The organism is Nonomuraea sp. NPDC049269, assembly GCF_043197155.1.
GTDB lineage: Bacteria > Actinomycetota > Actinomycetes > Streptosporangiales > Streptosporangiaceae > Nonomuraea.
Genome location: NZ_JBICSO010000012.1, coordinates 142034 through 162262, shown reverse-complemented (window position 1 = coordinate 162262; position 20229 = coordinate 142034). Strand labels below are relative to the sequence as shown.

Genomic DNA, 20229 nt, shown 5'->3' with positions numbered 1-20229 from the left:
CTACTGATCGGCGGCGCCCGGCAAGGTCACGCGCGGGAACTTGCCAGGGTAGCGAGCCAGCTTCCGGCTCTGCCCAGTGTGGACGTCCACGGCATAGGTGATCATGAAACCCTTGTCGGAAAAGGCGATGGTGACCTCGGATCCGCTCTCCCAGATCGAGGTGCCGGCGAGGCCGCCGTTCTTCGGCAGGCCACGGATGGCCACCTTCCGCAGGGTCCGCCCGCTCTTGGCGTCGAGGAGGGTGAGCGTGCGCTTCTTCATGTCCCGATACTCCATGGCGGCCACCGTACGGCCGTCCGGGGCGAGCTCGCTGAACATGATGAACACGCCGCGGAAGCGCACCGGGGCGCCTCCACCGGTGACGGGCATCAGCCACAAGTCGGTCTTGATGTACCGGACCAGCTCGGCGACACCGTCCTTGATGCTGACCGCCTCGTACTTGCCGGGCACCGACACCGTCTTGCCCGTGCGGGTGTCGATCAGCAGTCCCGGGTCCTTGCTCCCCTCACGCGGGTCGAAGATCACGTAGCGGCCGTCGTCGGAGACCACGAACATGGAGCCGATGCCGATCCGTTCCTCCTTCACCGTGACCGGTGAGGTCACCTCGGATCCGGTCATCAGGTCGCGGACCACATGCGCCTGGGCTTGCCGGCTGTAGTAGGCGAGCATGCGCCCGTCCCGGCTGATCGCGACGGGCACGCGCCGCTGCTTGGTGGTGTTGACGAGCGCCTGCGGCACCCGGTAAGTCGTGCCGGCGCGGGTGACCACCCGCCACTCGACGGCACTGCAGTCGGCTTGCCGCTCCGCGGCGTCGAGCTTGCAGGGGGTCTGGTACGCGCTGCCGATCAACCCCACCTTGCCGTCGGGCAGATCGGGCACCGTGTCGGCGGCCCGCGGCGCTGCCGTGTGGTCGCCCCACGACCACGGCAGCGCCGCGGCGGTGGTCCCCACGCCCAGCAGCACCACTGCGGCGACTGCGGCCACTGTCCGGTTGGTGCGCCGCCTGCGCCGGTGGCCCGCGATGGCCACGTTCACCAGGCTCACCATGGGGGCCTCGTCGGCGAGGTCGTTCAGCGCCTCACGCAGCCTCGTCATCGGATCACTTCCTCGATCTCGGAATCGGACAGCAGGTGCGCCAGCTCGGGCGCGACCATGCGCAGACGGGCCAGCGCGTGATGGACCTGGCTTTTCACGGTGCCGACCGCGCAGCCGAGCACCTCGGCCGTCTGCGCCTCGGTGAGGTCCTCCCAGAAACGCAGCACGACCACGGCACGCTGCTTGGGTGTCAACTTGGCCAGCGCCTGGCGCAGCACGATCCGGTCGAGCGCGGCTCCGTCATAGGAGGCGCCGCGTTCGGGCGGGTCGGCGCTCGGTGACTCCGGACGGGGGCGGCGTCTCCAGGAGATGTACTGGTTGACCAGCGCCTTGCGCGTGTACGCCTCCGGGTTGCCGCCTTTGGACAGCTTGGGCCACTGCCCGACAACCTTGATGAGGACGCTCTGGAGCAGGTCCTCGGCGAGGTGGGCGTCTCCCGTGAGCAGGTACGCGTTCCGCATCAGCGCTTGCTGGCGGGCGAGCACGAACTCGCGGAAGCCGTCGTGACGATCCAATGTGATCTCCTCTCGCCCGTTGAACGCCACTCGTCGCGCGAAAGGTTGCAGTCCCTCCTGAACTTCTCGTCAGACCGCAGATGGAACGGGATGGCACGCCTACCGGGTGTAGGCCCATCGATTTCTGAGGAGTCAGTCGTGTCCATCCGGTTGTCCACGCGCGTGGGCGGTGCCTTCCTGGCCGCCGCGTTGCTCGCCGCCCCATCCCTCACCCCGGCCCAGGCCGCCGCCGGCCCGGTCTTGCCGCCGTCCGGTGGCGTGCTCTACGTCACGAACGCGGGCTCCAGCGATGTCTCCTCCCTGGCGATCGGCCCGAGGGGCACCCTCAGGCTCCTCGGCAAGCCGGTGCCCACCGGCGGCGAGACCCCCCGGGGCATCGCCCTCACCCCGGACGGGGCCACCGCGTACGTCGTCAACAGCGACTCCGACACGCTTTCGGTGTTCCGGGTGGGGGCGCAGGGCGCGCTCCAGCCGGACCCGCGGATCGTCAAGACCGGCGACGAGCCGTGGGGGGCGACCATCTCCCCGAACGGGCGCACCCTGTACGTGACCAACACCGGCGTCGGCGACGCGACGATCTCGGCGTACCGGATCGGCCCGGACGGGACGCCCACCAGAATCGGCGACTTCAAGACCACCTCGGACCATCCCAAGCAGACGGTGCTGTCCCCGGACGGGCGCTTCCTCTACCTCTCCTACGCCGACACGGACGAGACCGCCGACAGCCCGCCACGGGTCGTCACCAGATTCGCCGTACGCGCGGACGGCACGCTCGGACCCGCGCAGGACGTGGCGAAGGTCGGGCCGGCCAACTTCGGGATCGCGATCAGCCCCAACGGTGCCTTCGTGTACGTGACCTCGGTGGAGCCGCAGCACGTGTGGGGGTTCCGGCGCGGCGTGGACGGCTCGCTGACCCCCGTGCCCGGATCGCCGTTCCCCGCGGCCGAATTCCCGGTCGGTCTCAAGGTCACGCCCGACGGGCAGCACCTGTACGTCGCCGGCCAAGACTCCGACACCGACTCGCCCCCCGGTGGCCTGCTCGGCTTCACGATCCTCGCGGACGGCTCGCTCCGGCCGACCTCCGACTCCCCGGCCCCCACTCCCGACCACGCCGAGGTCGCGGCGGTCGCGATCACCCCGGACGGCCGGGACGTCTTCGCCGCCGTCCGGGATACCAACCAGGTGGCCGCGTTCGAGATCGGATCCGGCGGCACACTGAAGGAAGCCCCGAACTCACCGTTCGCCACGGGAGGGCTGAGCCCGCGGAGCCAGTCCATCGCCGTACGCCCGGTCCCCGCGACCCCACGGTAAGGAGAGGCGCGGGCGACCCGAGGGGCATCAAGACGCCTGCCGGGCCGCCCGCCACTCCGGCGCGAGCACCGACCAGACCTCGACGTCGTTCCGCTTCCCCCGGTGCCAGTAGCTCTCCCGCAGCACGCCGTCCTTGGTCATCCCGAGCCGCCGGGCCACCGCGATGCTGGCCGCGTTCGCCGCCGAGACCTGCCACTCCACGCGGTGGATGCCCCGCTCCTCGACTGCCCAGTCGATGATCACGCGGATGGCCCTGGTCACCAGGCCCTTGCCCGCGGCCGACGGCTCCAGCCAGCAGCCCGCCTCCGCGGTGCCGTGGCCGAGGTCCATCGTCCGGAAGATGACTCCGCCGACCAGCGTGCCGTCCGTCCAGATGCCGTGGATCCGCCCGGTGTCGGTCGCGGCCTTCTCCGCGTACGCCCGCAGGAACGAGCGGCTCGACTCCAGGTCCGTGACCGCGTCCGGCATGGCGACGTACTGCCCGATGAACTCCCGTCCCCGATCTATGTGGGCCAGGAACTCCTCGGCCTGCCACGGCTCCAGCGGCCGCAGCTCCGCACCGTCGTCACCCAGGGATATCGCGTACATTTCCCTCTTCCATCGTCTAAACCATCACATACCGCCAACGGATCTTCTCACGGGTAGCCGGCGCCTCATCTGGGCGGTGGTCGCGTGCCAGATGCCGGAGGCGGGATCGATGACGGCGAAATGGTCGCCTCGCTGCTCGACATGGACCAGCTCGTCGCCGGCCCGCTGCCCCCTGGCGGCGTAGCGGCGGTTGAAGTCGACGAGGTCGAGGTCGTCGTCCAGCCCTTGCACGATCAACTGCGGCACGCCCAGCGGGAGCCGGGTCAGCGGGTCGGCGGCCGCGTACACCTCGGGAATCTCCTCCGGAGCGCCGCCCAGGGCGGCCGGGACGGCGCCCGAGCTGATCCGCCGCCGGGCGCCTTCGCCGAGGTCCAGCACCCCGGCCAGCGAGACTGCCAGCGCGACCCCGGCCACGTCGGCGGCCAGCCGCAGGGCGAGCTGGCCGCCCGCCGAGTGGCCGATCACCGCGGTCCGGCCGAGGTCGAGCGGGTGCTCGCGGGCCGCGGTGGCCAGCGCGGCGAATCCGGCGGCGACGTCCGAGGTGGTGGCGTCCCAGCCGTGCCGGTCCGGGCGGCGGTATTCGAGGTTCCAGGCGGCGTAGCCATGCCCGGCCAGATCGATGCTCAGCGCGTCCATCAGGTCGGCGCCCCAGATCGAGCGCCAGTATCCGCCGTGCAGCAGAACGGCGACCGGCAGCGGCCGGGCGTCGTGATCGGGGGGCAGGCGGAGCTCGGCCCACTGGTCGGCGTGCGGGCCGTAGGGGATCCGGCGCGTCGGGTGGCGCAGCCGGTGCACGGCGTGCCGGATCGCCCAGGTCAGTCCCCCTATGCCGCGGCCGAAGAGGTGAGCGGAGCCGGCGGCGACCTCGGCCGGCCCGGTGTCGGTCACGTCGTACCACACCGTCCGGGAAGCGTGGGCTCCGGGCCGCGTGAGCATCGACCGGAGCGCAGGGCCGGCTCCCGGCAGCACCACGAACGCGCGGGTGTCGTCACGCCCGCCGTCGAGGAGCAGGCTCGCCAGTGCCTCGCCGTCGGCGGCGGCCTCCAGGCGGCCGGGCAGCCCGAGCGCGTCGCATTCGGTCGCCACGATCTGCCGGAGCAGCGCCGGGTCGGCGACGAGCCGCGGGCCGGTGACGACCACGAGACGAAGGTCCGTCACGGTTTCTCCAGACAAGGGCGAGGAAGCGCGGCAGGTTGCCGGACACCAGTCTGCCGCGCTGCTCGGCCGTACGCACGACGCGCCCGTTCAGGACCAGAGGTAGCTGAGCCTGACCCGCAGCGGCCCGTTGAACTCGATGGTGACCCGGGTGTCGACGCCGTTCTCGAAGGCGCGGACGTTGTGCACGGTCATCCGGGCGCCGCCGATGAAGGGGTGGCCGTTGGCGTCGACCTCCGTGATCGAGACGGTGACCGGGGTGAACGGCGTGACACCGGACAGCGCGGCGCGGAGGATGACCTCTCCGCCGGCGTTGAAGTGGACGTTCCGGGCGTTGACCTGGTCGGTGGCGGGCGGGTCGGTGTCGGCTTCGATGGTGGGAATGACGCCGACGGCTTCCGTGGACATGGGGGGTCCTTTCGCTGGCTCCCTCCCATCGTCGGTAGCCGCCTGGTCTTCCACATCCCCCCTGATCTGGGGGGTCAGTGGCGGCGCGGGTGCTGATGGATCTGCCGCAGTTCCAGCGGTGCGGGCGGCGCCAGGGGTTCGGCGTGGTCGGCCCGGAAGGACTGCAGGAGGTAGGTGACCAGGCGCCGGGACGCGGCCGGCGAGACCTGCTGGGACCCTTCGACGACGCCGCAGTTGGCCAGGAGCAGGAGAGTGATGTCGCTGGGGTCGAAGTCGTCGCGCAACTGCCCGGCGGCCTTGGCCCGCCGTACCAGCTCGGCGATGCCGTTCTCGGCGCGGGTGCGTTCGCGGTCGTAGTCGATGGCGTCGGGGAACTGGGAGAGGAACGCGCCGGTGAAGCCCCGGTCGGTGGCCTGCATGGCGCACACCCTCTCGATGACGGAGCAGAAGCCGCGCCAGGGATCGGGGTCCGCCAGCGCCTCGTCGAGGATCGCGACGCAGTGGGCGAACTGTTCGGCGAAGGCTTCGTTGATGAGCACGGCGCGGGTGGGGAAGTGCCGGTAAAGGGTGGCCGCGCCGACGCCGGCCCGGCGGGCGATCGTGGTGACGGGCACGTCGATTCCGCGGGTGGCGTATGCCTCGCGGGCGGCTCGCAGGATGCGCTCGCGATTGTGCCGGGCGTCGGCACGCATGGCTTCAGGGGGTTTTTGAGAGGTCTGAGCAGGCATATCTCTCACTTTACCGTAAATGGAATGTGTCATCCGTTTAACGCCTTAGCGTGGGCGAGCAAGCGGAACATCCCTCCGCTCGCGGCTCCGGTGACAGAACAGGACGAGATCGTGAACGAGATGCGCGCGGCCCTCTACGACCGGTACGGGCCCCCGGAGGTGCTGTACGAGGGCAAGGTCCCCGTGCCGGCCGTCAAGCCCGACCAGGTGCTGGTCCGCGTCCACGCGGCCAGCGTCAACGGCGGCGAGCTGTACGGCCGGGCCGGGCGGTTGCGGTTGGTGACCGGGCGCCGCTTCCCCCAGCGCGCCGGGATCGACTTCGCCGGCGAGATCGCCGAGGTCGGCTCCTCGGTGACCGGATCGCGGGAAGGAGAACGGGTGTGGGGGGCCTTGCCGAGGCGGTTCGGCAGCGCGGCGGAGTACGTGGCCGTCCACCCACGGCAGATCTCCCTCGCCCCCGCCAACCTCACCCCGGTGCAGGCCGTCTCCCTCCCGGCGGGCGGAACGACCGCGATCACGGCCCTGCGCGTCAAAGCCCGGCTCAAGCCCGGCGAACGCCTGCTGGTACGCGGCGCCAGCGGCGGGGTCGGCAGCGTCGCGGTCCAGGTCGGCAAGATCCTCGGCGCTCACGTCACCGCTCTCGCGGGGTCGAGGAACCTGGACTTCGTCCGCGACCTGGGTGCCGACGAGGTTCTCGACTACCGGACGGCCCACCCGTCGGAGCTGGGCCGCTTCGACGTCATCATGGACACCGTCGGCACCCAGCACTCCGTCTACCGCGGGCTGCTGGCCCCGGGCGGCCGCATGGTGGCCATCGCCTTCGATGTGGAGCACACCGTCGCCAGCCTCTCCTACATCCTCGCTTCGACCGTCCACGGCTCCCGGCGCGTGCGGTTCTTCAGCGGCAACCCCCGGCGCGAGCTGTTCGCCGAGCTGACCCGGTACGCGGAGAACGGCGACCTCCGCCCCGTCGTCGACACCGTCCACCCCCTCGCCGACATCGCCGCGGCCCACCGCGCCCTGGAGGCTGGGGGCGTACGCGGAAAGCACATCATCCAGATCGTGTGACAGGACTTGGGACCAATGGCACCCGAATTCGGGACTTCGTCCTCCGGTGGCCGGGTGCCCGCTCCGCGAGCCTGGAGGTGGAGAGCGAGCTCGCGAAGGGAGCCAGGCGATGAACGGACGGATCGCGGTCGGGGTGGACGGCTCCGCGCCCGCGACGGCGGCGGCGGAGTGGGCCGCCGTCGACGCGCGGCGCAGGGGGCTGGACCTGCGCATCGTGCACATCTGTGAGCAGTGGCCGCACGGGGTCGGCGACTTCAGCACGGAGTACTGCGCGGGCGCGCTGGAGGCCGCCGCCGATCGGGCGCGCGAGCTGGCCGGTGAGGTCGAGGTGACGACGGACCTGCGCGCGGGGAACGTGATCGAGGAGTTGATCGCCGAGTCCGCGTCGGCTGACAGCCTGGTGCTGGGCAGCCGGGGGCTCGGCGGTTTCGAGGGTATGGTGCTCGGCTCGGTCAGCACGGCCGTCGCGGGCCATGCGCGGGGTCCGGTGGTGATCGTACGCGGGGGCAGGCGGGAAGAGCACGGCCGGATCGTCGTCGGCTACGACGGGTCGGAGCATTCCGAGGCGGCCATGGAGTACGCCATCGAGCAGGCCCGCGCGTCCCATGCGCGGTTGCACGTCCTGTACGCCTGGCAACTGCCGGTCTTCGCGCCGTACGCGGCCGCCTACAACAGCCTGCTGGAGACGGCCTTCCAGCACGAGGTCCGGGTGGCGGCCGAGCGGGTGGTGCCCTGGCGGGAGAAGAACCCGGACGTCGAGATCACCGATGAGCAACTGTGCGAGCACCCGGCCGGCGCCCTGATCAGGGCCGCGACCACGGCCGACCTGGTCGTGGTCGGGTCGCGGGGGCTGGGCGGCTTCGCCTCGGCGGTGCTGGGCTCGGTCAGTCGCGCCGTGCTGCACCATGTGACCTGCCCGGTCGCGGTGGTACGGCGCCGTCAGGAGGGGCCATGAACCTGAGCGTCGAGTCGCTGACCGCCGAGCTGGTGATGAGCCGCATCCTGGTGGCGGTCAAGTCGGATGAGTCGCCGCTGATGGCCTGGGAACTGATGCGCCGCGCCGGCGTCCGCCATCTGCCGGTGGTCGAGGGGCAGCACGTCCTGGGCATCCTGTCGCGCGAGCAGCTCGCGGCGTCCTGGTCGGGCGGTCCGCAGGAACAGTCGAACCGCCAGGTGGGCGAGCTGCTGGCCGGCGAACGCAGGCCGCGCGTGCAGCCCGGCGACCTGCTGACCCGGGTCGCGGCCGTCATGACCGACGCCGGCTGTGACGCCGTCCCTGTGGTGTCGGACCGGGGACTGGTCGGGATGATCACCGCTTGCGATGTCGTGTCGGCGGTGGCGGGCCGTACCCGGCAGGTGAAGGAGCACGGCGAGGTGGTGACCGGCATGTTCCACCTCGAGCCCGTCATACCGGCACGCTAGTGAGGTCGGTGCGTCGCTGCGACGTGCCCGGTCAGCCGTTCCCAGTTGCCGGACCCGATCGCGGCCTTCTCCTCCTCGGTGAACGGCGCTCGCTCGAGGAACGACCGCGCGACCCCGCCGCTGGTGTCGAGGTACGGGAAGCCGCCGGGCCGCGTCCCATAGGTGTAGGGGTAGTCGGTGGAGTACAGCATGCGCTCGGTCCCGACGACCTCCGCGGTCCACCGCAGGTAGCGCTCGCTCACCGTGCCGCTGCCAGCCACCCAGAAGTTCTGCCGGAAGTAGTCGGCGAGGGGCCGCTCCAGCTTCGCGTCGGGTGCCAGGATGCCCGTGTGGTCGAGGTAGAAGAGGATGACCTCGCCCCAGTGCCCGGCGATCACCTGGAGCTCGGGGTGGCGGTCGAACACCCCGGAGAAGATCATCCGTAGGTACTGAACGCCCAGGTCGTAGTACCAGCCCAGCCCCGCGGTGGCCAGCCCCATGCCGACACTGCCCAACCCCGAGTAGTACGCGTCCAGGACGGGCTGCGCGGGGGTCTGCGGGTGGAAGTGCAGGGGCACCCGGAGTCGCGCGGCGGCCGCGTAGAGGTCGTCGAACTCCGGCGCGTCGGCCAGTTTGTCCCCGGTGCGCCCGTACAGCATCGCGCCGCGGAAGCCGAGCCGCGTGACCGCGCGTTCCAGCTCCTCGACGGCGGCTTCGGGGGCCGGCGTCGGGATGGCCGCGAGCGCCTGGAACCGCTCCGGGTTGCCGGCGACGACCTCGGCGAGCGCGTCGTTCGCCTCGCGCGCGACGCTCACGGCGTCCGCCGCCGCGAGGTTCTGCACGCCCGGTGTGGCCAGGGACAGCACCGCGACGTCCACGCCCTGATCGTCCATGTCGGCCAGGCGCAGATCGGAGACGTCGCGCAGCCGCCGCGCGATCGGGTCGTCGCCGAAGCCGCGCTGGGGGATCTGCGGCAGCCCCGCCCGCTTCCAGGCGTCGAGCACTACCGGCAGGACGACGTGTTCCTCAAGTCCGACGATTCGCATGGCATACTCCTTCTGAATGGCGTTTCCAGTGGAAACGTCTGAACGGTATCACTGATACTAGCGACAGTACAGCGATGGCCGTATCATTGATTCATGGCTCCAGGGGCGAAGGACGAAGCGGCTTCGGTCGGCGGGCGCGAGCTCATCCGCCGGCGCGTGATCGAGGCGGCCGCGGACCTGCTCGCGCGTGAGGGCCGCGACGCGGTCACCACCCGCGCGGTCGCGGCGGCGGCCGGGTTGCAGCCCCCGGCGATCTATCGCCACTTCGCCGACATGGACGCGCTGCTCGAAGCGGTGGCCGAGCACGGTTACGCCACGTTCCTGGCGGCCAAGCGCGTCGATCCCCACCCGGCCGACCCGATCGAGGATCTGCGCGCGGGCTGGGACCTCGCCGTCGAGTTCGGCCTCGCCAACCCCGCGCTGTACGTGCTGATGTACGGCGAGCCCCGACGTGGCACGACGTCGGCCGCCTTCCAGGCCGGCATGGAGATCCTGCTGGGGCGCATCCGGCGCCTCGCCGCCGGTGGCTGGCTGCGCGTCGACGAACGGCTCGCGGCCGCCCTCATCCACGCGACGGCGCGCGGCGCCGTGCTCACCTGGCTGTCGCTGCCCGCCGATCAACGCGATCCGGCTCTGCTGACCGCCATGCGGGAGTCGATGGTCACCGCCGTCACCAACGAGAAGCCCGCCGTGCAGGACGCGGGCCCGGCCGGCGCGGCCCGGGCCTTGCGTGCCGCACTGCACGAGCAGACCACGCTGAGCGGCGCGGAGCGGCACCTCCTCGGCGAATGGCTCGACCGCCTGGCCGCCGACGGGTAGCTCGTGTCCGCGCGCGTGCGCTAGAGGTTCAGAGCAGCCGTCTCTGTACGACGTCGGCCATGACCGTGGTCACGACCTTGTCGACGGCTCCGGCCTCCGGCGGGGTGCCTTCCCGGCCGGCGAACAGCAGGTGCCCGGCCCCGATCAGCGTGAGCGCGAGCGTGTCGACGTCGGCATCGGCTGCGATACGGCCCATGGCCCGCTCGATGGTGAGATAGGAGGCGATCATGGTCGTGGCCTCCGTCAGTACGGGGACGCCGGTCGGCGTGGTCTGGCGCAGCCGGGCGCGCAGGTCGTCCCGGAAGGTGATGAGGCCGACGATCGCCACGGCGACCGACCCGAACAGGTCCGTCAGCGCGCCGGTGAGGTTGCCGGCGACGGTGCCGGTCCCGGCCGACTCGCGCAGGGCGGCGGCCTGGGCGCCGATCCGGCCGATGCGGTCCAGCACGAGCTCGGCCAGAAAGGCGTCGAAGTCGGCGAAGTGCCGGTGCAGAACCCCCTTGGCGCAGCCCGCCTCCGTGGTGACCGCCCGGCTGGTCAGCGCGTTCGGGCCGTCCCGCAGCAGGACGCGTTCGGCGGCGTCGAACAGCTGCTCGCGCGCGTCGCGCATGGCCACTCCTGTCGGCATACCGAAGATCCCTCCATGTCTCGCCGAGCCCGCCCGTTGACGAGTGGGCACGTGCCCACTATGGTGGGCGCATGCCCACTATACCTTCGGAGCAATCGCATCCGCCCAGGCACGAGCCTCATCGACACCGACAGGTAGCCGAGTCGTACGGCGCGGACACCGAACGCTACGACCGGACCCGCCCTCGCTACCCCGACGCCATGGTGGAGCGGATCGTCGCCGCCACCCCCGGGCCCGACGTCGTCGACGTCGGCTGCGGCACGGGCATAGCGGCCCGGCAGTTCCAGGCGGCCGGCTGCACGGTCCTCGGCGTCGAGCCCGACGCGCGGATGGCCGAGTTCGCGCGGCGCGGCGGACTCGAGGTCGAGGTGGCGACGTTCGAAGCCTGGGACCCCGCCGGCCGGACCTTCGACGCGGTCATCGCCGGGACGGCATGGCACTGGGTGGACCCGGTCGCGGGCACGGCCAAGGCCGCGCAGGTGCTGCGGCCCGGCGGCCGGCTCGCGGTGTTCTGGCACGTGTTCCAGCTTCCGTCCGACGTGATCGACGCCTTCGCCACGGTCTTCCAGCGGGTGGCGCCCGACTCGCCGTTCAACGCCCAGTCGATGAAGCCGGCCCTGGAGCTGTACCAGACGATGTTCGACAAGCCCGCCGACGCGATCCGGGAGGTGGGCGGGTTCGGCGAGCCGGAGCAGTGGCGGTTCGACTGGGAGCACACCTACACCCGGGACGCGTGGCTGGACCAGATGCCCACCCAGGGCCCCCTCACCCAGCTCCCGCCGGACAAGCTGGCGGAGGTGCTGGACGGCGTCGGAGCGGCCATCGACGCGATGGGCGGCAGCTTCACGATGCCCTACATCACGGTGGCGGTCACCGCAGTGCGTACCGACTCGCCCTGAGTCGCCGCCGGCCAAGCACGAACGGGTGGCCACGGGTCTTTCGCGTGGTCACCCGACCACCTTGTCCAGGAAACCGGCCACGTTGGCCGCGGTCCGCTCGATCTGCTCCGCCAGCGTGAGCGACTCGTGCAGCCGCCCGCCGGGCCCGACCTCCTTCTTCCCGCGCAGATAGAGCGAGCAGGCCAGATCGGTGCAGATGTAGGCGCCCACCGAGTTGCCCTGCTGCCCGGTCCGCCCCGCTCTGCGCGCGGTCATCAGCGAGACGCCGTCTCCCGTGTGCATGGTCAGGCAGAACGAGCACATGCTGCGCCGTACATGCCCGGCATGCGGCGCGGCCCGGCGCAGCGCCACCCCCACGAACCCGTCGCCGGACTCGGCGACCAGATAGGCCCGCTCCGGCGAGGCGGGGTCCCGCCAGCCGAGGAAGTCCAGGTCGTCCCACGGCCGCGCGGCCAGATCCCTGGGCACGGCCAGGCGCTTCGCCTCTCCCTTGGTGCAATTGACCAGTGACGCGCGGATGTCACGCTCGGAAACCACTCTCATAGGTGGGGAAGCTAGCTTCCCTAGGAGTATTATGCAAATACTTAATACCTCTAGGCAAGCGAGAAGGGCGGCCCATGCCACGTGCGGGGTTGACCGCCGAACGCCTGACCCAGGCGGCGGCGGAACTGGCCGACGAGGTCGGCTTCGAGAACGTGACCGTCTCGGCGCTCGCGCGCAGATTCGGCGTCACGGACCCGAGCCTGTACTCCCACATCAAGAACGCGCGGGACCTGAGGGTACGGGTGGCGGCACTGGCCCTGACGGAGCTCGCCGACCGGGCCGCCGCCGCGCTGGCCGGCCGCGCGGGCAAGGACGCGCTGAAAGCCTTCGCGGGCGCGTACCGGGACTATGCGAAGGAGCATCCGGGCAGGTACGCCGCGGCGCAGATCGAACTCGACCCGGAGACGGCGGCCGGCGACGCCGCGCGCCGGCACGCGGAGATGACGCGGGCGATACTGCGCGCCTACGAGCTCCAGGAGCCCGACCAGACAGACGCGGTACGGTTGCTGGGCAGCACGTTCCACGGGTACGTGAGCCTGGAGCGGTCGGGCGGGTTCAGCCACCACCCGCGCGACGTGGACGCCTCGTGGTCCAGAGCCCTGGACGCCCTCGACTCCGTTCTCAGAAACTGGCCGCCGGCTGACGTGTGAGCGTGTTTCAGAGCTGGGCGGCGAGGTGGGTCAGTGTCGCGCCGAGGGGTGCGTCCAGGGTGAGCACGGCTGCGGCGTCACCGCCGGTCGGCCCCTGGTTCACGATGGCGATCGGGATGCCGAGCGCGGCGGCCTTGGTGACGAACCGCAGGCCGGATCGGACCGTCAGCGACGACCCGAGGATCAGCAGCGCCCGCGCCGCCGCGACGAGCGCGAAGCACTCGTCCACCCGTGCCCTGGGCACGTTCTCGCCGAAGAACACCACGTCGGGCTTGAGCAGCCCCCCGCACGTCGCGCAGTCCACCACCCGGAACCTCTCGACCTGCTCGTCGTCGAGCACGGCGTCACCGTCGGGATTGATGCGGGCCTGGCCTTGCCCGCTGGCCTCCCAGCCGGGATTGGCCGAGCGCAGGCGGTCCTCCAGCTCCGTACGGGAGGTCCGCTCCCGGCAGGTCAGGCACACGACCCGGTCGAGCCCGCCGTGCAACTCGATCACCCGTCGCGCGCCGGCCGCCTGGTGCAGGCCGTCCACGTTCTGCGTGACAATCCCTTCGATGAGCCCGCGCCGCTCCAGCTCGGCCACCGCCCGATGCCCCGCGTTGGGCGCGGCCAGGCCGATCTGCCGCCACCCGACGTGACTGCGCGCCCAGTAGCGCTGTCGCGCCGCCGCGCTGCCGACGAACCGCTGGTACGTCATGGGCTCCGCCCGCCGGGCCCGGCCTGTCGGCCCCCGGTAGTCAGGGATCCCCGACTCCGTCGACAACCCCGCTCCGCTGAGCACCGCCACGCCGCCCCCGGCCACCAACTCGGCCAGCGACGCGAGCGGAGAACGGCCGAGCACGCTCCTGGTTTCGGTCACAGCACCATGGTGCCCGACGCGCCACGATGCCCGAGTACGAGCCTGCCTCGGTGGATGAAATTCCACAGAAATGGCCTTCTACTGTATAGAGTCACACCGTGTTCACGCTCCAATCCCTGGTCGATCGCTCCGCGCTCGAACTCGGCGTGCTGGTGCCGGGCCGTCCGGGCGCGCTGGACGAGCCCCTCGCCTGGGTGCACAACACCGAGCTGCCCGACCCGTCCGCTTACGTACGCGAAGGCGAGCTCGTGCTGACGAACGGGGTGTGGCTCGACCGGGTGGATCCGGCGCGGTTCGTCCGCCAGGTCAAGAAGGCCGGAGCGGGCGGCATCGTGTTCGGCCTGCGTGCCGAGCTGCCCGCCACTCCGCCCGCGCTGGTCGAGGCCTGCCGCGACGAGGAGCTGCCGCTGCTGGAGATCTCCATCGCGGTGCCGTTCACGGCGGTCTCGGAGGCGGTCGCCGACATGCTGGCCGACGAGCGCAAGCAGTCGCTGGTCGGCATGGTGCACCGGGGAGACGCCCTGGCTACGGCGATCTCCCGGGGCGCCGGCGCCTCCGGCGTGCTCGACGTCGTGCGGCGCGAGCACGACCTGCCGCTCGCGGTGGTCGACAGGATGGCCCGCTCGCTCGCGGCGGCCGGCGTCGACCTCGGGGCGGACCAGTTGCACGCCGTGGCCGCGGGGCTGGCCAGGCATCCGCCTGCCCTGGAGGTGGATCTGGGGGACGCAGGACGCGTGGCGCTGTTCCCGGTGGGCGCCGTCGGCGACATCGACGCGGCCCTCATCTGCCTGCGTCCCTTGCGCGAGCTCGCGGCGGCCGAGCGGGAGGCGCTGGAGCAGACGGCCCGGTTCCTGAGCCTGGAGGTCGCCAAGCAGCAGGCGGTCCAGGCGATCGAGATGCGCTTCGCGAGCGAACTCCTGGAGATGATCCTGTCGGGCGGCCGGCGCGCCACGGAGGTGCCCGGCCGGCTGCGCGCCTTCGGCGTCGATCCGGGCGGCCCGCTGGCCGTGTGCGCCGTGGCGTTCGCCCAGGGGGAGGCCGCCACGATGCACGGGCTCGCCGAGGTGATCGGGGAGTTCTTCGCGGCCGAAGGCGTGCCGGCGGTCGTCGCCGGCGGCACACAGGACGTCGTCGCCGTGCTGCCCTGGCGCCATCCCGAGCGCGAGCTGCCGCTGCTCGCCCAGCGCCTGGTGCGCGGCGTCGAGCGGCGCTTCCCCGGCCGCCGCCCGGTCGCGGGGCTGAGCGGCCTCGCCTCCCAGGCGGCCGAGCTGCGACCCCGGCTCCTGCAGTCCAGGGAGGCCTGCCGCGTGCTGCGGCGGACCTCGACGGGACCTTCCGTACGGGCCTTCGCCGAGCTGGGGACGCATCGGCTGCTCCTCGGATCGCTCGACGCGGAGACCTTGCACCAGTTCTCCGGCGAACTCCTCGGGCCGATGAAGGACCATGACGTGCGGCGGGGCGGTGAACTCGAGCTGACGCTACGGACGTTCCTCGATCACGATGGGCAGTGGGGGGCGACAGCCGGCGCGCTGCACGTCCACGTCAACACGCTGCGCAACCGGCTGGCCAAGATCACCGAGCTCACCGGCCGGGACGTGGGCCGCACCGAGGACCGGGTGGACCTGTTCCTGGCGCTGACCATCGACGCGATGGACTGAGCTCAGGGCGCCGTGTTCAAGCGGTCACCCTGGTGCTCTGCCGCCACTGGCGGGCGTTGCTCAGCGTCGCCATCGGCTGGAGCATCTGGTGGTCGAAGGGTGTCATGGGCAGCCCTTGGGCCAGGCGCCGCGGGAAGTCCGGGTTGGCGAGTGCGCCCCGGCCGACGGCCAGTACGTCGGCGTGGCCGTCCTCCAGCACAGTGGCCGCCCGGGTCGTGTCGTGCATGCCGCCGTTGGCCAGCACGGGCAGCCTGGTGACCTTCCGGGCCAGGCCTGTGATCGTCATCCCGCCGTCCAGGGTCGCCGTCTCCACCCAGTCCCGGCCTTCGCTGGCGATGTGCAGGTAGCTCGCGCCTGCCTCGGCGAGCGCGGCGAAGATGGTCTCCGCGTCCCTGGAGCCGCCCGCCCATCGGTGCGTGAAGTCGTTGACCTTGCCCTGCGACAGCCGGATGCCCACGCAGAAGTCCGGGCCGAGCTCCGCGCGGATGGCGGAGACGATCTCCGCCGCCAGCCGCACCCGGTGGGCGACCGGGCCGCCGTAGCGGTCGTCACGCCTGTTGGTGTAGTCGGTCAGGAACTGGTCGACCAGGTAGCCGTTGGCGCCGTGCACCTCGACCCCGTCGAAGCCGGCCCGCCTGGCGCGGACGGCCGCGGCCACGAAGCCCCGCACCGCGCGGTCGATGTCGTCCTGGTCCATCGCCCGGGGCGTGGGCCACGGACCGTGCCCGCCGTATTCGGGCATCTTCTCACCGCGCGGCCGGACGGCCGACGGCGCGACGGTGTCGTCGCGGTAGTGGTTGCCCTGCGACAGCGCTCCCGCGTGCATGAGCTGGAGGACGAAGGCCGCGCCGGCCGCGTGCACCTGGCCGGCGATCTCCCGCCAGGCGGCCTCGTGGCCATCGGTGACGATGCCGGGCTGGTTGGCGTACCCCTGGCTGTGCCAGGTGTCGGTGTAGGTTCCCTCGGTCACGACGAGGGAGAAGCCACCGCGGGCGTACTCCGCGTAGTAGCCGGCCATCTCGTCGGTCGGTGTGCCGTCTGCGGTGGCGGACACCCTGGTCATGGGGGAGACCGCCAGCCGGTTGGCGAGGCTGAGATCGCCGATGCGCTCCGGGCGCAGAGCGGGGTGCGGGACGTCGTTCATTGTTCACTCGTTTCTGTTGGTGTATCCAGGTCGATCGCCAACGCCGTCGGGTGGTGCCCGTTGATCCCCACCAGGTCCTGCGGGCAGGCCGAGACCACGAGGACGCAGTCCATCGCCGCCTCGAACGTGATCGCGTCACCGGGACGGCTGATCGAGCTCAGCCAGCTCAGCCGGCCGTCGCCGGCCACCGGGATCCGCATGAACACGTTGACGGGCTGCGGGATGACCGGGACGGACAGGCCGAGCGCGGCCAGGCTCGTGCGCAGATTGTCCGTGCACGAGGCGTGGCCGGGCACGCCCAGGGCGCGATAGCGCTCCTGGTCGCAGGCCGCGATGAGCATGTCGTGACAGCCGGGGGAGGTGTCCTCCACCAGGGTGAGGATGGGCCTGCGCCGGGTGGTGACGAACTTCTCGCCGGCCACCGGGAACAGGCGGTTGGTCGCGGCCCGGGTGTGCGAGGCGCTGAGGTGCTCGTTGACGTCATCCGCGGCGACCGCGAACACGTCGCCGACCTGACCTCCTTCAAGGTCTGTGACGCGTACGCGGCGACCGGCGCCGACCCTTACCGCCCGCCCTTGGGTGGCGGGCACGATGACTCGCATGCCCACAGCCAACCAACCGGGACACGACCCGGACCATGGAGATTGCCACCGCATTCAGCGCTGCCGATAGAGGAATCTCCATCATGGAAGGTCCATGGCGAAGCGCCTTGCCACACTGACCGTTATGGGCTATCCGCGAGTTCGGTCACCGTGACGGCGCGCAACAGGTGCGGGCGCAGGAGTTCCGCCCGCTGCCTGCGCACACCGGCGGCGAGGGCCGCGTCGGTGAGCGCGGCGCCGATCCACTCGGCATCCACGCCCCGGCCGTCGCCCCGGCTGATCAGCGGCTCTCCACCGGCCCGGCTGCCGCACACCGCGCGCAACAGGTGGCGGACCTCTGGCGACACCGGGAACGCGACGATGCCGTCACGGCCGCCGCGCAAGGTGATCAGGGTGAGCCGGCCGTCGCTCGCCAGGGGGTGGACATCGTGGGCGGTCAACGCGGCCAGCGCCTCCACGGAGGTGCCGGTGGCCTCCAGCAGCGCGACGGCGAGAGCCTCGGCCCACCGGCCGTCGTCGGCCAGCCGCATGACCCCTTTCCGCAGCAGGCGCCGCTCGGCCGGGGTGGGCGGAGGCGTGCGGGTCACCTCGCGGCGGGGCCGCACCGCGCCGTATCGCCAGGCGAAGGCGTAGAAGGAGGCCAGCGTGGCGCGTCGCCTGATCACCGTCGCCCTGGCCAGGGGCTTGCCGGGCGTGCCCACGCCGGTGATGAGGGCGGCATAGCAGTACGCGTCCAACTGGGCGTCGGTTGCCGCGAGCAGTTCGAGGGCTGGTTCGGTCGCGTACAGCCAGCGCAGGAACGAGGCCAGGACCCGCAGCCGGGTCTGCCGCTGGGGAGCGGAGGAGTTGTCGCGCAGCCAGGCCGTCACCACCTGCCGCGTCAGCGGATCCAGCGCGTCCACGAGCTCGACGTCGGCTCCAGGGACGTCGCCCCCGTCACGGGGGCGCAGGCGCGGCCGCAAGCCCGCGATCTGGCCGACGCTGGCCGGCTCTGGATCGCTCTCCGGCCACATGGGAGCGGAAGCGAGGGCGCCCCCGGACGTGTGGGGGACCCGCTTGGCGGTGTCCGCTTCGACCATGCTCAGCACGCGACCGACGCGGCGACCAGGGCGGCGTTGAACATCGCGGAGGCCCCGCCGGCCGACCCGGAGGCGTGAAGGACGTGGCGGCCCATGCCTGACAGATCCATCATGATCTAGATGATCTCATGAAGCATCACCAACAATCCTCGCCACTGGAGTTGTCACCTTCATCGAGTACTTCAGCGCGGAATGACTTCCGCTGTTACTGCGCCCCTTGGCGGGCCGGGAGCTGTTCGGCGTGTTCGACGTGCTCAGGGGTGGGCTCCGGGCTGGAGCACTGTCCTTGGCAGTAGCCATTGGTCACGATGAGCCGCCCACGAGCCGGCGTGTAGGAAGCTTGGGAGGAGACGATCACGCCCTGGCAGGTCGGGCAGACGATCGGGTGGTTGGCAGTCATGAAAGCCCTTTCGGCACCATGGTAAGAGCGCTGAGTACGCGTCCCGGGGGGAGGCTTCTATCCTGGAAACGAGTGTTCACACGCTTCGCAGGACACATTGCGTGGGCCGCCGAGATTGTTGTCTCTCACGCACGGTGCGGGGATGCCACTTGGGCGCGAGACCGCTGAGCATATCTCGGGTACGCACCGGCGTGGTCAGGGGGGATCGCCCGGATTCGAGGGCATCGGTCCGGCCCGTCTAGGCTGGCTGTCATGGCCACCGACGATCTGATGACCAGGGCGCTGGAAACGCTCGGGGACGACGGCCCGCTGTCGGTCGAGGCGATCCACCGCCTGGCCGATCTGGCCGACGCGCCCGAGTCGATGATGATCCACGAGGTCGCCGACCTCCTCGACGTCTCCCCTCACACGCTGCGCTACTACGAGCGGGCCGGGCTGGTCGAGGTGGCCCGCGACGGCAACGGTCATCGCGTCTACGACGCCGCGGCGGTGCGGCGCCTGGTGTTCCTCACCCGGATGCGGCTGTCCGGCATGCCGATGCGTGACCTGCAGCACTACGTCTCGCTCGTCGACGCCGGGGAGCGCACGGTGCCCGAGCGGCTCGACATGCTGCTCGAACATCGCGACACCATCCGCCGCCGGATCCGTGAGCTGACCCTTTCCCTCGCGGCGACGGAGTACAAGATCGCCACGTACGGAGGCTCGACCGGATCGAACGTCCGGCACACCGCCGCCGGCATCGACCGCACGACGCTGCCGCACCAGCCGACGCGCCGGGCACTGCCGGCGGAATGAGGGACACCGGAAGCCTCAGGCAGGTCAGGCGCGCATGTTCGCGCCGCCGTCGATGGCCCACACCTGGCCGTTGATCCATTCGGCGTCGTCGGACAGCAGGAAGGTCACGACCGCGGCCAGGTCGCTCGGGCGGCCCAGCCGGGTGGTGGGGACGTGCTCCAGGAACATCTTCTGGAGCTGGACGTCGTTCTGCGCCTCCTGCGTCTCGCCCATGACCAGGCCGGGCATCACTCCGTTGCAGCGCACGCCCTTGGGGCCGAAGCTGCCGGCGATGTGCCGGGTGAGCGCGTTGACCGCCGACTTCGATGCCCCGTAGGCGGGGCGCTTGCGGTCGCTGGCGCTCACCGCGGCGCCCGAGGAGCAGTTGACGATGCTGCCGCCGCCGCCCGCCAGCAGGTGCGGCAGGACGGCGCGGGCCGTACGGACATAACCCAGGACGTTGACGTCCAGAGTCCGCTCCCACACATCCAGGTCGGTGTCGAGCAGTGACCTGTCGCGCCCGAGGTTGCCCGGCGACAGGTCCGCGCCGACGTTGAACAGGCCGTGTACGGTGCCGAACTCCTCGACGGTCCTGGCGACCATCGCGTTGACGGAGTCCTCGTCGGCGAGGTCGAAGCGGAGCGCGATCGCCGAACCGCCGGCCTCGGTGATCTTGGCGGTGGTGGCCTGCGCGCCGGACAGGTTGATGTCGCCGACGACGACCTTGGCACCTTCCTCGGCGAGCCTGATCGCGGTGCCCGCGCCGATGCCGGTCGCCCCGCCGGCCACGATGATCGTCTTCTCCGTCAAACCACGCATTGTCCGCTCCGATCGATGGGGTCCGCCGAACCGTACATGA

At 71.3% G+C, this 20229-nt stretch carries 24 protein-coding genes; 9 read left to right on the top strand and 15 right to left on the bottom strand.

Annotated features, from left to right (window positions below; translation table 11 throughout):
* Together ACGFNP_RS52910 and ACGFNP_RS52905 are read right to left on the bottom strand one after the other, a co-directional pair.
* Positions 1–1095 (bottom strand): hypothetical protein, encoded by a 1095-nt coding sequence (locus ACGFNP_RS52910; protein WP_393331510.1) that lies wholly within the window; start codon positions 1093–1095, stop codon positions 1–3.
* On the bottom strand, positions 1092–1610 hold the full coding sequence (locus ACGFNP_RS52905) for a SigE family RNA polymerase sigma factor (protein ID WP_393331507.1): 519 nt from the start codon (positions 1608–1610) through the stop codon (positions 1092–1094). The genes ACGFNP_RS52910 and ACGFNP_RS52905 overlap by 4 nt, the downstream gene beginning before the upstream one ends.
* Before the next feature lie 138 nt (positions 1611–1748).
* Between ACGFNP_RS52905 and ACGFNP_RS52900 the strand changes: the two genes are divergently transcribed.
* On the top strand, positions 1749–2921 hold the full coding sequence (locus tag ACGFNP_RS52900; protein WP_393331504.1) for a lactonase family protein: 1173 nt from the start codon (positions 1749–1751) through the stop codon (positions 2919–2921).
* A gap of 27 nt (positions 2922–2948) precedes the next feature.
* Here the strand turns inward: ACGFNP_RS52900 and ACGFNP_RS52895 are convergent, their stop codons facing one another.
* The 4 genes from ACGFNP_RS52895 to ACGFNP_RS52880 all read right to left on the bottom strand — a co-directional run bounded on the left by ACGFNP_RS52895 (position 2949) and on the right by ACGFNP_RS52880 (position 5764).
* The gene (locus tag ACGFNP_RS52895) at positions 2949–3509 is read right to left on the bottom strand and encodes a GNAT family protein (protein WP_358321204.1); all 561 of its coding nucleotides are present in this window, start codon (positions 3507–3509) and stop codon (positions 2949–2951) included.
* A gap of 24 nt (positions 3510–3533) precedes the next feature.
* Complete coding sequence (locus ACGFNP_RS52890) at positions 3534–4667, bottom strand: alpha/beta hydrolase (protein ID WP_358321201.1); 1134 nt, start codon at positions 4665–4667, stop codon at positions 3534–3536.
* An 87-nt stretch (positions 4668–4754) separates the two neighbouring features.
* Positions 4755–5072 (bottom strand): hypothetical protein, encoded by a 318-nt coding sequence (locus tag ACGFNP_RS52885; protein WP_358321198.1) that lies wholly within the window; start codon positions 5070–5072, stop codon positions 4755–4757.
* Between the two features lie 74 nt (positions 5073–5146).
* Positions 5147–5764 (bottom strand): helix-turn-helix domain-containing protein, encoded by a 618-nt coding sequence (locus tag ACGFNP_RS52880; RefSeq protein WP_358321195.1) that lies wholly within the window; start codon positions 5762–5764, stop codon positions 5147–5149.
* 156 nt (positions 5765–5920) lie between these two features.
* Here ACGFNP_RS52880 and ACGFNP_RS52875 point away from each other — a divergent pair, with 156 nt between their 5' ends.
* The 3 genes from ACGFNP_RS52875 to ACGFNP_RS52865 all read left to right on the top strand — a co-directional run bounded on the left by ACGFNP_RS52875 (position 5921) and on the right by ACGFNP_RS52865 (position 8290).
* Positions 5921–6868 (top strand): NAD(P)-dependent alcohol dehydrogenase, encoded by a 948-nt coding sequence (locus tag ACGFNP_RS52875; protein WP_358322191.1) that lies wholly within the window; start codon positions 5921–5923, stop codon positions 6866–6868.
* A gap of 109 nt (positions 6869–6977) precedes the next feature.
* On the top strand, positions 6978–7823 hold the full coding sequence (locus ACGFNP_RS52870; protein WP_358321193.1) for a universal stress protein: 846 nt from the start codon (positions 6978–6980) through the stop codon (positions 7821–7823).
* Positions 7820–8290 (top strand): CBS domain-containing protein, encoded by a 471-nt coding sequence (locus ACGFNP_RS52865; RefSeq protein ID WP_358321191.1) that lies wholly within the window; start codon positions 7820–7822, stop codon positions 8288–8290. Before ACGFNP_RS52870 ends, ACGFNP_RS52865 begins: the two co-directional genes overlap by 4 nt.
* Here ACGFNP_RS52865 and ACGFNP_RS52860 read toward each other — a convergent pair.
* Positions 8287–9315, bottom strand: a complete 1029-nt coding sequence (locus tag ACGFNP_RS52860) for an amidohydrolase family protein (protein WP_358321188.1) — start codon at positions 9313–9315, stop codon at positions 8287–8289. The two genes, ACGFNP_RS52865 and ACGFNP_RS52860, sit on opposite strands and share 4 nt — an antisense overlap.
* A 93-nt stretch (positions 9316–9408) precedes the next feature.
* On the opposite strand from ACGFNP_RS52860, the gene ACGFNP_RS52855 reads away from it, so the two are divergent.
* Positions 9409–10134: a TetR/AcrR family transcriptional regulator gene (locus tag ACGFNP_RS52855; RefSeq protein ID WP_393331498.1), complete on the top strand. Its 726-nt coding sequence runs from the start codon at positions 9409–9411 to the stop codon at positions 10132–10134.
* A gap of 28 nt (positions 10135–10162) precedes the next feature.
* On the opposite strand, the gene ACGFNP_RS52850 is transcribed toward ACGFNP_RS52855, so the two are convergent.
* Positions 10163–10762: a TetR family transcriptional regulator gene (locus ACGFNP_RS52850; RefSeq protein ID WP_358321182.1), complete on the bottom strand. Its 600-nt coding sequence runs from the start codon at positions 10760–10762 to the stop codon at positions 10163–10165.
* Between the two features lie 71 nt (positions 10763–10833).
* On the opposite strand from ACGFNP_RS52850, the gene ACGFNP_RS52845 reads away from it, so the two are divergent.
* A complete protein-coding gene (locus ACGFNP_RS52845; RefSeq protein ID WP_393331495.1) occupies positions 10834–11661 on the top strand; it encodes a class I SAM-dependent methyltransferase in 828 nt (275 codons plus the stop codon).
* A 48-nt stretch (positions 11662–11709) separates the two neighbouring features.
* Here ACGFNP_RS52845 and ACGFNP_RS52840 read toward each other — a convergent pair whose 3' ends face one another.
* Positions 11710–12204 (bottom strand): FBP domain-containing protein, encoded by a 495-nt coding sequence (locus tag ACGFNP_RS52840; protein WP_393331493.1) that lies wholly within the window; start codon positions 12202–12204, stop codon positions 11710–11712.
* Between the two features lie 74 nt (positions 12205–12278).
* Here ACGFNP_RS52840 and ACGFNP_RS52835 point away from each other — a divergent pair, with 74 nt between their 5' ends.
* Complete coding sequence (locus ACGFNP_RS52835) at positions 12279–12854, top strand: WHG domain-containing protein (protein ID WP_358321174.1); 576 nt, start codon at positions 12279–12281, stop codon at positions 12852–12854.
* 7 nt (positions 12855–12861) lie between these two features.
* Here the strand turns inward: ACGFNP_RS52835 and ACGFNP_RS52830 are convergent, their stop codons facing one another.
* Positions 12862–13713: an NAD-dependent protein deacetylase gene (locus ACGFNP_RS52830; protein WP_358321171.1), complete on the bottom strand. Its 852-nt coding sequence runs from the start codon at positions 13711–13713 to the stop codon at positions 12862–12864.
* 98 nt (positions 13714–13811) lie between these two features.
* Here ACGFNP_RS52830 and ACGFNP_RS52825 point away from each other — a divergent pair, with 98 nt between their 5' ends.
* Entirely contained in the window at positions 13812–15371 is a 1560-nt protein-coding gene (locus ACGFNP_RS52825; RefSeq protein WP_393331488.1) for a PucR family transcriptional regulator, read from the top strand.
* A gap of 16 nt (positions 15372–15387) precedes the next feature.
* Here ACGFNP_RS52825 and ACGFNP_RS52820 read toward each other — a convergent pair whose 3' ends face one another.
* From ACGFNP_RS52820 to ACGFNP_RS52805, 4 genes are all read right to left on the bottom strand, one after another.
* Entirely contained in the window at positions 15388–16515 is a 1128-nt protein-coding gene (locus ACGFNP_RS52820; protein ID WP_393331485.1) for a tRNA-dihydrouridine synthase, read from the bottom strand.
* A complete protein-coding gene (locus ACGFNP_RS52815) occupies positions 16512–17117 on the bottom strand; it encodes a DUF1989 domain-containing protein (RefSeq protein ID WP_393331482.1) in 606 nt (201 codons plus the stop codon). The genes ACGFNP_RS52820 and ACGFNP_RS52815 overlap by 4 nt, the downstream gene beginning before the upstream one ends.
* 122 nt (positions 17118–17239) lie before the next feature.
* A complete protein-coding gene (locus tag ACGFNP_RS52810) occupies positions 17240–18196 on the bottom strand; it encodes a hypothetical protein (protein ID WP_393331479.1) in 957 nt (318 codons plus the stop codon).
* Between the two features lie 205 nt (positions 18197–18401).
* Complete coding sequence (locus tag ACGFNP_RS52805) at positions 18402–18596, bottom strand: hypothetical protein (protein WP_358321164.1); 195 nt, start codon at positions 18594–18596, stop codon at positions 18402–18404.
* A gap of 252 nt (positions 18597–18848) precedes the next feature.
* On the opposite strand from ACGFNP_RS52805, the gene ACGFNP_RS52800 reads away from it, so the two are divergent.
* A complete protein-coding gene (locus ACGFNP_RS52800; protein WP_358321162.1) occupies positions 18849–19391 on the top strand; it encodes a MerR family transcriptional regulator in 543 nt (180 codons plus the stop codon).
* Between the two features lie 24 nt (positions 19392–19415).
* On the opposite strand, the gene ACGFNP_RS52795 is transcribed toward ACGFNP_RS52800, so the two are convergent.
* Positions 19416–20189 carry an SDR family NAD(P)-dependent oxidoreductase gene (locus ACGFNP_RS52795; RefSeq protein WP_393331474.1) on the bottom strand — a complete coding sequence of 258 codons (774 nt, stop codon included), beginning with the start codon at positions 20187–20189 and terminating at the stop codon, positions 19416–19418.
* Between the last annotated feature and the right edge of the window lie 40 nt (positions 20190–20229).